The 12728-nt window shown below is 53.6% G+C and carries 11 protein-coding genes; all 11 read right to left on the bottom strand.

Going from position 1 to position 12728, the window contains the following annotated elements:
• Positions 1-135: 135 nt before the first annotated feature.
• Positions 136-696 carry a helix-turn-helix domain-containing protein gene (locus ACK2JC_RS26120; RefSeq protein ID WP_276950492.1) on the bottom strand — a complete coding sequence of 187 codons (561 nt, stop codon included), beginning with the start codon at positions 694-696 and terminating at the stop codon, positions 136-138.
• 180 nt (positions 697-876) lie between these two features.
• Positions 877-2247 carry a D-serine ammonia-lyase gene (locus tag ACK2JC_RS26115; protein WP_276950494.1) on the bottom strand — a complete coding sequence of 457 codons (1371 nt, stop codon included), beginning with the start codon at positions 2245-2247 and terminating at the stop codon, positions 877-879.
• A 35-nt stretch (positions 2248-2282) separates the two neighbouring features.
• Positions 2283-3647, bottom strand: coding sequence for a GntP family permease (locus tag ACK2JC_RS26110; protein WP_276950496.1), 1365 nt, complete (start codon positions 3645-3647; stop codon positions 2283-2285).
• A gap of 23 nt (positions 3648-3670) precedes the next feature.
• Positions 3671-5263: an N-acyl-D-amino-acid deacylase family protein gene (locus tag ACK2JC_RS26105; protein WP_276950498.1), complete on the bottom strand. Its 1593-nt coding sequence runs from the start codon at positions 5261-5263 to the stop codon at positions 3671-3673.
• Between the two features lie 425 nt (positions 5264-5688).
• Positions 5689-5964 carry a type II toxin-antitoxin system HicB family antitoxin gene (locus ACK2JC_RS26100; RefSeq protein ID WP_024734950.1) on the bottom strand — a complete coding sequence of 92 codons (276 nt, stop codon included), beginning with the start codon at positions 5962-5964 and terminating at the stop codon, positions 5689-5691.
• Positions 5965-6121: 157 nt separating this feature from the next.
• Positions 6122-7963 carry an L-2-amino-thiazoline-4-carboxylic acid hydrolase gene (locus ACK2JC_RS26095; protein ID WP_320936990.1) on the bottom strand — a complete coding sequence of 614 codons (1842 nt, stop codon included), beginning with the start codon at positions 7961-7963 and terminating at the stop codon, positions 6122-6124.
• Positions 7964-7976: 13 nt separating this feature from the next.
• Complete coding sequence (locus ACK2JC_RS26090) at positions 7977-8687, bottom strand: ABC transporter ATP-binding protein (protein ID WP_007712403.1); 711 nt, start codon at positions 8685-8687, stop codon at positions 7977-7979.
• Positions 8688-8700: 13 nt separating this feature from the next.
• Positions 8701-9468 carry an ABC transporter ATP-binding protein gene (locus ACK2JC_RS26085; RefSeq protein ID WP_092361126.1) on the bottom strand — a complete coding sequence of 256 codons (768 nt, stop codon included), beginning with the start codon at positions 9466-9468 and terminating at the stop codon, positions 8701-8703.
• Positions 9465-10451 carry a branched-chain amino acid ABC transporter permease gene (locus ACK2JC_RS26080; RefSeq protein WP_118754121.1) on the bottom strand — a complete coding sequence of 329 codons (987 nt, stop codon included), beginning with the start codon at positions 10449-10451 and terminating at the stop codon, positions 9465-9467. The genes ACK2JC_RS26085 and ACK2JC_RS26080 overlap by 4 nt, the downstream gene beginning before the upstream one ends.
• Entirely contained in the window at positions 10448-11323 is an 876-nt protein-coding gene (locus ACK2JC_RS26075) for a branched-chain amino acid ABC transporter permease (RefSeq protein ID WP_092361124.1), read from the bottom strand. The genes ACK2JC_RS26080 and ACK2JC_RS26075 overlap by 4 nt, the downstream gene beginning before the upstream one ends.
• A gap of 93 nt (positions 11324-11416) precedes the next feature.
• On the bottom strand, positions 11417-12640 hold the full coding sequence (locus ACK2JC_RS26070; protein WP_368272352.1) for an ABC transporter substrate-binding protein: 1224 nt from the start codon (positions 12638-12640) through the stop codon (positions 11417-11419).
• Between the last annotated feature and the right edge of the window lie 88 nt (positions 12641-12728).

Here is a 12728-nt window from a genome sequence, read left to right as displayed (position 1 = left end):
TTCCTTTATTGGAATGGATCTCTAAACCAGCTTGGCGCAGAGGGAGAATTTATTTTCACGCATCCCCACAAAAAAGCCGCAAGGGATACGCTGTATGCTCCCTCGCGGCTGTATGATATATAAATATCCTAAATCTTAAAAACTAGGCGGCGTAATGGCAAATATGACCCGGGCCGTTTGATCTGTATCGTTATGCCATACATGGTTGGAAAATGGCGCGATGCGTACGCTATCATCCCTTTTCAAATGTAAGGTCCGTCCTTCAATCGTTATGCCGATATGGTCGCCATCCCCCAGAAAATAGGCAACCTCCTCACCGGTATGGCAGTGGACACTGTCAAAAGAGTTCGAATGAGAGGGAATAACCATCATACAGAACTCAATGGTTCCATTGGTATCGGGAGTCAACAGTTCATAATAAACCTCCTCCGCATTTTCCGGACGTCCAATCGTTTTACGGCTGTCATGACGCACCACGGGCTCTTTGATGATTTCTTCCTGAAAAAAGCAGTATAGCGGTACTCCCAAAGCTTTGGCAATATTATTCAGGGAATTGATTGAGGGATTAACCTGCTCGTGTTCTATCTGGCTGAGCATCGAGGCAGTAATGCCTGTGGCATCCGACAATTCCCGTATGCTCATGCTGCGAGATGTGCGGTACATCTGCAATTTTTTCCCAAGGTTCAAGTCATCCATAATCAGTTCTCTCCTAAAAGTATATTCTGCCAGCCGTACCAGCACGGATCCGCTGAAGGGACTGTCCTTATTACTCTATCACAATTTTCCCCCGCACGCAATGATCAAACACGCTGAAAATATCCGCCCACATTTGCTCTGTGGATGGATATTGATAGGATTACCTGATTCGCCGTTGTGTCAGAACGTTTCTTCCCCTCCCTCCTGTATATTCAACAATTTTTTACCATTTTGGTAATACTGCTGCATATCTTCTTCCGGCACCATGCTTCCCCCTGTTCCCCAGGGAATGTGCACTGCCTGCTCCATTAGTCCGTCGACCCCCTGCTTCACCAGATACTCTCTTTCACTGTCCTGAGCAAGCCACAAAGGTCCGCACATACCGGCCAGCGCGCTGGGCTCCAACCATAAATCTTCCGTCTCTCCTAAAAGTGCCAGCATCCGGTACAGATTCTCATCAGAAACCGTATAACAGCCATCCATGAAAGGTTCCATAAATCGCCCTACAAATCCCGAGGGGCGGCCTACCGCCAGGCCGTCCGCAGCAGTTTGGTTATCAATCCCAATGTCCTGGACACAGATCCGATGGTGCAGGCCGGTAGCCATGCCCAGTAGCATGCATGGAGCATGAGTCGGCTCCGCAAAAAAGCAATGGACGTAATCACCAAACACCAGCTTCAGTCCAAAAGCCACGCCTCCGGGACCTCCCCCCACGCCACATGGCAAGTATACAAATAACGGATGGTCCGCATCAACTTCAATTTTCTGTTTTTCCAACTGGGCTTTCAACCGCAACGCCGCCACCGCATATCCGAGAAACAATGTTGTTGAGTTCTCATCATCTACAAAATGGCAGCGGGGGTTATTCTCTGCCTGCCTGCGTCCCTCGGTAACCGCCAGACTATAATCCTGCTCATATTCCACCACCTGTACTCCTCTACTTCTGAGCAGATCTTTTTTCCACTGCCGGGCATCTGCCGACATATGGACTGTCACAGAAAAGCCCAACTTCGCGCTCATGATTCCGATGGACAGCCCCAGATTACCCGTAGATCCAACCGCCACACTGTAACTGGAAAACAGCTTCCTATAGCGCTCTTGGGTCAATACACTGTAATCCTCGTCCAGACTCAGCCCGCCTTCCTCCATCGCAATCTTTTCTGCAAAACAGAGCACTTCATAAATTCCGCCTCTGGCTTTTATGGAACCGGAAACCGGAAGGTGGCTGTCGCATTTTAAGAACCAGCGTCCCTGAACGCGCTCGCCTGATCGATCGCAGAGAATCTTTTGCATCCGCGGTATTTCACGCAGCGGTGATTCCAGGATTCCCCCTGCTGGCTGTGTCTCTGGAAATACACTACGGATGTAAGGTGCAAAGCGCTCCAAACGTTCAGAGGCTTCCAACACGTCCTCCAAAGTAAGTTCCGCAGCCTCCAGGGCTTCCTGGCAAGGCTTCTTGTGGGGATTTACCCAAAAAGTTTCACTGAGATTTGCCAGGTCCGCCACGCACGGCTCCTTCAACAATCTTGTAATGGACTGATTCTGCAGCATAATAAACTCCTTCAACCAAATAATCAAACGTGTTATTAAAACATACCGGGCAATACACCCGCAAATGCATTTAGTACGAGCAGAACTATGAACGCAATGATGCTGGCCCCTGTCGTACTGTAAGTCGTCGCCACAAACGCGTCTGCCGTAGTCAGATCATTATTTCTGGCCGGCAGCCAGAAAGCCGCATCCGTTGGAAGTGTCAATCCAACCGTACCTGCGCAGATGCAAAGTCCTACAATGATTGGTGAGTACCCCATGGATACTGCTGAGGTACCGATAATTGACACAGTAGTCAACATCGCAACCGTTGCAGAACCGACTGCTGCGCGAATAATCATTGCCAACAAAAATGCCAGCAACAGAATGGGCATATTCATTCCTGACATAAATCCTACCAGCGCATCTCCCAAACCGCATTTCTGAAGCACAGTTCCAAAACATCCCCCACAGCCAATTACCATCAGAATATTGCCCAGCTTATCGGAAACCTTGTCAACGTACTGCATCACCGTAAGACCGGTATTTTTTACTAGGTATTTGCGCAATACAACTGCAGTTAAAACTAATGCCAAAAACAACGCGATGTTATTATTTCCCACCAAGCTAAAGAATTTATATCCAAAGCTTTCCGCCGGCAGAACCACTCCCGCAATAGCCCCGACTACAATCAAAGCAATGGGAAACAGGATCAGGAGGAAAATCTTCAAAGCGGACGGTTTTTCCGGATCGGCCCGCAGAATCTCCTCATTTTCCACCAGTTCTTTCCGCTCCGCCCTATCAGCGCTGCGATCAGATTTACGATTCAAGGCGTTTCCGTATTGCCATCCACAGAGCAGGCTTGCCGGGAGCGCTACCAGAATTCCGTAAAGAATAAACCACCCAAGATTAGCTCCCAACTGACCACATACAGCCGTGGGACCAGGAGTAGGCGCTACAATACAATGGGTCAGAAGAAGACCGGTAAACAGAGCTGCCACATAGCTGCTGGTTTTCTTCCTGGTTAGCTTCTGAAGAGAAGTGACCAGCGGCGCCATCATAATATATGCAGAGCCGAAGTATACAGGGATGGATACAATAAATCCAGCCAGATTCATAGCCAACAGGTCATTTTTGCGCCCTACTTTGCGCAGCAGACCTTTTGCCAGTTCCTCCATTCCGCCTGCATCGCCCAACATCATGCCGAAGATTCCTCCAAACAGAATAATCAAGCCAATGCTGGTCATCATACTACCAAAGCCGGAGGTCAGGTAGCCCAACATATCCGTCATACCCATGCCGCCCAGAAAGCCCATAAGAATCGCAGAAGCAAAGAGCGCCAGGCCCGGACTCACTTTAAATTTGATCAACGCCACCAACAGCGCCGCCATCGTGATGATAAATGCAACCAGTATATTCATATACACCCCTCCTATGTAATTTGTCAAGCATTATGCCGGATCATTTTTCCAGAATAAATCCCTGTCAGTTTCATATCCTCATATACAATCTGTCCATTTACTAACACATAATCAATTCCTTCTGTCAGAGAATTGGAATTGGTATAAGTTGCAGTATCCTTCAGTCTATCGTAATCAAAAATCACCAGATCTGCGTCGTAGCCATCCCGTATATATCCTTTTCTTTTAATGGACAGAGAATCCGCCGTAAGCCCCGTCATTTTTCGAATCATATGCTCCAGCGTGAATAACTTCTTCTCTTTAACAAAATAGGTGATCGCATGGGGAAATGTGGCGCTGGCTCTTGGATGCCCTTTTTCCTCCCAGGAACGCGTCAGTCCATCGCTTCCTACGATACAGAATGGAGCGCTTGCAATCTCACATACATCAGCCTCACACATACTGCTGTAAACACCCCCGCTGCTGCATTTGTTTTCAACCATCAGTTCAAAAAATGCATCCCAAGGATCCTTACCAATCTCTGCCGCATATTCGCTGATAAATTTCCCCTCAGCCTGAGGAGTCTGCGTGGAGCTTGACACAAACACACCGCTCCACCCCCCTGCATTCAGGTAGTAATTGTCATACGGCGTTTCAGGATCCTCCATCTCCTTTCTCAACTTGGCACGAAATTCCGGATCCTTTAACTGCTCTGTCATAATGTCGAATCCCTGGTCAAAATACCACGGTGGAATGCAGGCGTTTAAGTGGGTCATATTACATGTGTAGGGATACTGATCACACACTACGTTAATCCCCTCGTCTCTGGCCTCCTGAATCAGCCTCAGTGTCTCCTTTTGCAGCCCCCAATTTGCTTTACCCAGCGTTTTGTGATGAGAAATATCCACCGTCACTCCGGCCTTACGTCCCACATCAATGGTTTCTCTCACTGATTTTATAATATCGTAGGATTCATTGCGCATATGGGAAGCATAAATTCCATGGTATGGCTTTATTACCTTAGCCAGCTCTACTACCTCACGCTCATCCGCATAACAGCTGGGTGTATAAATAAGTCCGGTGGAAAAGCCTGCCGCCCCGTGCTCCATTGCATCCTTTAAGATAGCCTTCATCTGCTCCAGTTCTTCGTCTGTAGCCACCCGGTTGGCAAATCCCATAACTGCAATTCGCAATGTACTGTGTCCCACATACATCATCACATTGGCCGTCTTAGGTTGCTTGTCAGCATACTCCAGATAACGGCTGAAATTGTTCCAATTCACCATATCATCAGGGAATGATGCGGTCCCCAGACTCAATAAATGCTGAACCAAATCCAGATAAGCCGGGTTCGTAGGCGCAATAGAAAGTCCACACTGGCCGGTCACCTCAGTCGTTACTCCCTGATTAGTCTTAAACAGGTGAGCGCTCTCGGTTCCCAAAATCAAATCCCCGTGTGAATGAGCATCGATAAATCCCGGGCTAACCATCCGCCCCGCCGCGTCGATCACTTTCTTCGCAGCCTGTTCTTCCGTCGGATAAACAATTTTATCCCCACGGATACCAACGTTTCCTTCTACCACTGGTAAACCCGTACCGTCAATTATTTTTGCGTTCTTAATTAATATATCAAGCATAGATTTGCTCCTCTCTTCCCCAGTACCAGCCAGTTCATGATTCTGCCCGGACTGGAAACTTTAGTGAAATTACCCCCTGCAAGGAATTAATTAAAGCTTAATTGAATTAATTATATATTAATAAATTAATTTAAAATAATCAATATTAATTTATACTTTATTTCTTTTTCAGCATTATGACCACACAATTAGTTGTTAATACCCATATCCCTCCTATTTACCATAATTTTTTGTGCATTTCATATACTTTCATTTGTTGATCATTTCTCCTTAACAACACAATATTAAATCCAATAACAAATAAAATTCTATATAACGCAAAAAATTCGAAATGCCATGCAAATCAGCACAGCATTTCGAATCTTCTCAAATTCATATGATTCTGTTAACACTTCACCAATATAAGCTTTAATCCCGGCAACCACTCAGTCATTGTCCGGCAGCAGCTTGATCCGCACCATAATCTGCCGCACAAACGCCCCTTCTGCCAGCTCCATGTCCTCAGCGTGGGTCTGCTGCGGGAAATCTCCGCCTTCCTCCCACTCCAGGCTCAGCCAGTTGTAGGCCGCGTCCCGGGCCGCCTCGATGGCGTCCTCCAAATCCGGCCCGTCCGCCTCGCAGAGCTCCAGGTCGGGGAATTCCGCGTGGAATCCCTTATCATCTTTATGCGGTGTAAACACCGCGGGGTAAGTAAATGTCATAATCGTCCGTCTCCTGATTGGATTCTGTTTCCTATTTGCCGGAGGCCGTCCCGGGCCTCCGCTGTCTATTATAACGATTGGCGGACGGTATGTCAAATGCCGATTTTTGCCGGTTATGCAACGGTTACATACCCGATATCCGGCTTATGCCCGAAACCTAAGGCCGCTCCAGACGAAAGAAATCCACGCCGGCAAAGCGGTCGATCACCGCCAGAGCGCCTGACCCGAACCGGTCCTCAAACTCCGCTCTCACCCCGGACACCACCTGGCCCCGGGTCTCCGGATCCAGCAGCTTCTCAAACACCTGGCAGAAGGCGTAATACATGTGGGCGGTATGGTACTCCCAGTCCAGCACCCCGCCTTCCCGGTTAAGGGTTTTCACCCTGGCGATCTCCGCCTCGCTTTCCCCGTTTAAATCCGCCCCGTTCCAGGTAAAGCCGCAGCCCGAGTCGCCCCTGGCCATCCAGCTGTCCATATCCAGCGCCAGCCCGCCGTCAAATCCCTCCACCAGGGCAAAATCCGCATAATCGCAGTAATGTCTGGCATAGTCCGACAGGCCGTATTTCTTCCAGGCCGTCATCCAGGGGCACTTCACCACCAGGGTCCTGTTCACCGGCGATTTCTGCCTCGTTCTGATCTCCATGGTTCCAGGCTCAGGCGTCCACTCCCCGTAGGCCATGTAATGGATCATGTCCGTGGGGTTGCCGTCCCGTTGGCAGCGCAGGCGCATCCGGTGTCCCCGGCCGTGGGCGTAGTGCCTGGTTCCCGCCTTCACGATCTCCCGGCCGGATTCCCCGCACACCTCCAGGACCGCCCGCGCCAAAAGCCCGAACATCACCGCGTGGTGCTCCACCGCAAAACGTCCTTCCCCGGCTCCGGTCAGATGTTTGCTGTGATCCGCGACCTGGGCGGTGATGGAATAGGCCTGCTGCTCCAGCCAGGAACACCATTCGTCGGACAAGTTCACATCCGGCCACTGCTCAAATGTCCGGGCCAGCTCCCGCTCCACCTGTCTTGCAAAGACCAGGCAGCCCTTTTCCAGCACTCCGCCCTTGGTCGCGTGCTGGATTCCACTGGCCTCAATGACACTGCGATTCTCCTTCTGGTGCAGGTGCAGGTGGAGATCCAGCAGGGAGACAAGAATCCGCGAAGCCGTGTCCTCATCCATACCCGCGTCCAGATAAAACCGGTAAATTCCCATGAACCAGTGGTATGTCACCTTGCGCAGCGCCAAAAACAGCGGCTCCTCCACCTCGTCCTCCCGACAGGGCGCGCTCCCGGCCGGGCTGTAAGACCACTTTTTCTGGTGGTAGGCCCGCATGGCTCCTGCTATGCGGTGGAAATCCACAGGGTTTCCGCTGCGCTCCAGGGCGTCTGAAACGGTGAGAATGATCTCCGAGATATTGTGCACCGTGACGGTCCCGGCCAGCATCTGCATCACGTGGGCCGGCTTCACCTCGATACACCCGCCCAGGGGCGAGAAAAACTCCAAAAGATAGTCCCGCTCCTCTTTCGGCCACGGCCCCTCATCGGGGAAGGTCAGATAGGTAAGCCCTTCCCCGGCCAGCGTCTCACCGGCGATGCGGCTCACCATGTTGGGGAGAATATTGGCCACCAGAATGTCGTTTCCCAGCATTTCCAGATAGTCGCGCCCCTCCGGTTTGGGGGGAAATGCGTACAGCACCGGCAGCTTTCCTCCCCGCTCCCGCACCTTCCGGTAATAGGGGGCCAGCACCTGTTCTATCAGCCCCGGAGCCACCGCGGGCGGCGGCGCAAAGAGGATGATCTCCGGCTCCATCTGTTCCAGCGCGCCCGCATTGTCGTCCAATATGACCGGAAACTCAAATTTTTCCTGCTTTCTGGCCAGATCCGCCCCGTCGGCGGTCACCGCCGCCATACACCGCCCGGCGGCCTCCCCCAGCATATGTTTGTAGCAGGGGTAAATGTACTCCATGAGATAACCCATGCCCAGTATCACCATGTTCCGTTCCTGTCTCAAAATCTCCGCCTCCTTATATACCCAGATATGCTTTCTTCACGTTCTCGTCCGCCAGCAGGTCGCGCCCCGCGCCCTGGAGGGTGATCTCGCCGGTTTCCAGCACATACCCCCAGTCCGCGATCTGAAGCGCCATGCTGGCGTTCTGCTCGATCAGCAGGATGGTCTTGCCCATCTCCTTGATCTTTAAGATCAGTCCGAAAATCTCCTCCACCACGATGGGCGCAAGGCCCATGGACGGCTCGTCGAACATGACCAGCCTGGGGTCGAACATCAGCCCCCTGGCAATGGCCAGCATCTGCTGCTCGCCGCCGGACAGGGTGCCGCCCAGCTGGCTCTTTCGCTCCTTCAGCCGCGGAAACAGGTCATACATCTCCTCCACCTTTTCCCTCACCTTTACCCTGGAGATCGCCCGGTCGCCGAAGCTTCCCGCCACCAGGTTTTCCTCCACCGTCATCCGCGGGAAGATATGCCGTCCCTCGGGCACGTGGCAGATTCCCCGCTGCACGATCCGGCTGGCTCTCTCCCGGGTAATGTCCTCCCCTGCGAAGGAAACGGAGCCGCCCGATTTGGCCGCCAGGCCGGAAACCGCCATCAGGGTGGTGGTCTTGCCCGCCCCGTTGGCCCCGATCAGGGACACGATCTGATTCTCCTTCACCTCCAGGCTGACGCCCCGAAGCGCGGAGATATTTCCGTAATCCACCGAAAGATTCTCTATTTTCAGCATAACGTTCCCTCCCTTAAACGGCAATCGGCTTGCCGAAATACGCCTCGATCACTTCGTCGTTGTTCTTCACTTCCTCCGGCGTGCCGGAAAAAAGTTTTTTGCCGTAGTTCAACACCATAATGCGGTTGCACAGGTTCATAATGAACTTCATGTCGTGCTCAATCACCACGATGGTGTAACCCATGCCGTTGAGCATCTTGACAAAGCTGAGCAGCTGCATGGTTTCATTGGGGTTCATACCCGCCGCAGGCTCGTCCAAGAGCAGAATGTCCGGCTTCATGGCCAGGGCCCTGGCGATCTCCACCTTCCGCTGGGTGCCGTAGGCCAGATTGCCCGCCTTGGTGAGAGCGTATTCGCTCAGCCCCACCATCTCCAACAGCTCCATGCCCTGACGCTCCACCGCCTCCTCGTCGGCCCGGTAGGCCCTGGTGTGGAAAATCGCGTCCCACAGCTGGGTTTTGGTGTGCATATGAAAGCCGATTTTGATGTTGTCGAGCACCGTCATATTGTTAAACAGCTTGATATTCTGAAAGGTCCTGGCCATCCCCTTGGCGGCGATCTGCTCCGGGCGGATGCCCGTGATGGCCTCGCCCTTTAAGAACACATCCCCGTGGGTTGCGGCGTAATTGCCCGAGCAGACGTTAAAGAACGTGGTCTTACCGGCTCCGTTGGGTCCGATCACCCCGAAAATCTCCCCCTTCTCCACCTGCATGTCCACCTGCTCCACCGCCTTTAAGCCGCCGAAATACATACAGACCTGTTTTGTCTCCAATATCGTCATTTTCCGCTCCTTTCGGCCTTCTTGCCGCTGTTCTTCGTCCGCTTGACCGCAAATACGCTGTTGGACGCGCCCACCAGCCCCTGGGGCCTGAACCACATCATCACAATGATCAGCACCGCGTACATCACCATCCGGTAATCCGCCGCGAAGCGGAACACCTCGGTGATGGTGTTCACCACCAGGGAACCGGCCACCGGCCCGATCAGGGTGCCCTGACCGCCGATGATCACCATGGCCAGAATGTTGAAGCCCTCGTCCATGGAGAACATATCCGAGGAGATGAACTGGTAATAGTAAGCCGCAAAGCAGCCCGCCACCCCGGCGATAAACGCTCCGAAGCTGAAATTCAGGGATTTAAACCGCCTGGTATTCACCCCCAGAAAGGAAGCAGCAACCTGATCCTCCCGGATGGCGATCCAGGCCCGGCCGATGCGGGAGCTCACCACCCTGCGCATCATAAACAGCACCAGAACCGCCAGCACCAGGGCCAGGTAGTAGAAATGCACCGGTTCGGAGAGCCTGAGGCCGAAAATCTCCGGTCTGGGAATCCCCTTGATCCCCATGGGTCCCCCGGTCAGCCCGGTCCAATTCAAGGCCACCAGGCGGGTGATCTCGGAGAAACCGATGGTCACAATCGCCAGATAAACGCCCGCCAGCTTGATGGTGGGCAGGCTGACCAGAAAGCCGAACAGCGCGGTCACAAACCCGCTGATGAACAGCAGGGGCAGAAAACCCACCTGGTATTTCACGGCCAGGATTCCCGCAGTGTAGGAGCCGATACAGTACAGGCCCGCATGGCCCAGGTTCATCTGCCCGGAGTAGCCGTTGATCATGTTCAGAGAACCGGCCAGCATGGTGTAGAGCAGGATGCGGATTAAAATTCCCAGCAGGTAGCTGCTGTGCACTACCACCGGCAGCAGGACCAGCAGGACGCCCAGCGCTGCCAGGACCATATTCCGGTGATTTTTGATCCATTCCATCATAATTTAATACCTCCTTTTCGGCCGAACAGTCCCTGGGGCTTGACGAGGAGCACCAGGATCAAAAACACAAAGGCGATGGCATCCCGAAGCCCGGTGGTCATAAACATAATGCCGATATTTTCACAGATTCCGATCAGCAGGCCGCCGATTGCGGCTCCGGCCACGTCCGTCAGGCCGCCCAGCACCGAGGCGCTGAATGCCTTCATTCCCACCGCGCCGCCCATGGTTGGGACGATGGTGCCGTAGTAGATTCCCAGCAGCACGCCGCCCACTCCGCCCAGGGCGCAGCCCAGCACATTTCCGGTCAGGGTGGACCGCTCCACGTCGATTCCCACCAGGGCGGCCGCCTTCTTGTCCTGGGAAACGCTGCGCAGCGTCATGCCGGTTCTGGTTCTGTTTAAGAAAATGCTCAGGGCGGCCGACAGGCCGATCACCAGACCGAAGATCAGAAGCTGGAGAAAGGAAATTCGGATTCCCCCAAGGGAAATGAACCTGCCCCCGAAAAAGGTGGGCATCCCCTTCACCTGGCTGCCGAACAGAATCTGGGCCAGGTTCTTCAGCAGCATGCTCATGCCGATGGTGCAGATCAGGGAAATATGACGGGGTGCGTCGAAAAAGTGCTCGTAGCAGACCTTGTGGATCACCACTCCGCCCAGGCCCGCCATGAGAAATCCCGCCAGCAGGGCGGGCACCAGATGGGCGCCGAAAAACTCAAAACAGTAGTACGCGGCAAAGGCTCCGATCATCACCACCTCGCCGTAGGCGAAGGTCACCAGGCCGGTCACGCCCACGATGGTGCTGTAGCCGATGGCCATCAGCGCATAGATCATTCCCTGGCAGACGCCGTTTAAAATTTGTTCCAAAAGATACATGATTATCCCCTCTTTTTTACAATTTTTCCGATTTTAGGGTATCAAAAAAGGCAAGGCGCATTGGCATTGCCTTTTAAATGTTGCCGGATGAATTTATTCGTCGTAGTAGTCGTATCCGGTGAGCGCCACCCACTTGCCGTCCTGAATCGCCATCACCCGGTATTTGCGGTGCACGTCCCCGTCCTCGGTGAAGGTGATGGGGCCAGTGATGCCCATAAAGTTGTCCGTAGCGGCAAGAGCGTCCCGCACCGCGCTTCTGGACACTTCCTCCGCGCGACCGATGGCGTCCGCCACCAGAAGAGCCGTGTCGTAAGCGCTGGCCGCCTGGATGTTGGGCTTGAAGCCGGCCCGCTTCTCAAACTCTTCGGCGAACTCCATGGCCTTGGGATCGCTCTCCTCGATGATGAACGGGGACTCCGCGATCAGGCCCTCCACGTCGGCTCCGCCCAGCTGGATCAGCTGATCCGAGTACATGGCGCCCGCTCCCATGATCTGCACGTCCCAGCCAGCCTGCTTGACCTGCTTGGAAATGATGGCCGCCTCGTTGTACTGGGTGATCAGGCACAGCGCGTCCGGATCGGTCTGGCGCACCTTGCTGATCACGGCGTTGAAATCCTTCTCTCCTTCAATAAAGCTCTCGGTGGCCGTCACCGCGACGCCGCTCTCCTCACAGGCCTGTTTGAAGTTCTCAGAAGTCACCACGCCCCAGTCGTTGTTCATGAAAATCACGCCGACGCTCTCGGCGCCGATGTACTTCTTGGCCATGTACTTGGCCATAAAGGGCCCCTCGTCGTCCTGGCGTCCCACCACGCCGAACATGTAGTCGCCCATCTTGGCGAAATCCGGGTGGGAGGCGCTGGGAGAAATCTGAACCAGACCCTTCTCCTGGTAAATGGGCGCGCTGGCCATACAGCTGGAGCTGCTGAAATCGCCGATCACCGCCACGATGTCCTCCTCCTCGCAGAAGATTCTGGCCACGTCCGCGCTCTCCTTGGCGTCCCCCTTGCTGTCCTTGACCACCATCTCGATGGGCCGGCCCTTCACGCCGCCCGCCGCATTGACCACCTCTGCCGCCATCTGGGTGGCCACCTGGAACCCTTTACCGTACTCCGCGCTGTTGCCCGTGATAGGAGCTGCAACGCCGATACGGATGGGATTCTCCCCGGATTCCCCCGCCTCCTGGGAGGCGTTCTCCCCGGTCTGTCCCCCACTTGTCTCGGTTCCCGCCGACGGAGCCTTGGCTTCTGCCCCGGAACAGCCTGCCGTCACGGAGGCCATCATGGCTACAGCCAACAGTACCGCAATCCTCTTTCTCATGTTCTACTTCCTCCTTGTTTTTTGTTATCTTTATTATAGAACATGTGTCACAAGTTCACAACGTCACAATTCAACGCTTCTGTGGACT

Source organism: Enterocloster lavalensis (assembly GCF_046603895.1).
Classification (GTDB): Bacteria; Bacillota; Clostridia; order Lachnospirales; family Lachnospiraceae; genus Enterocloster; species Enterocloster lavalensis.
Note: the sequence above shows the minus strand (reverse complement) of the source record. Positions and strands in the feature narration are given on the sequence as shown.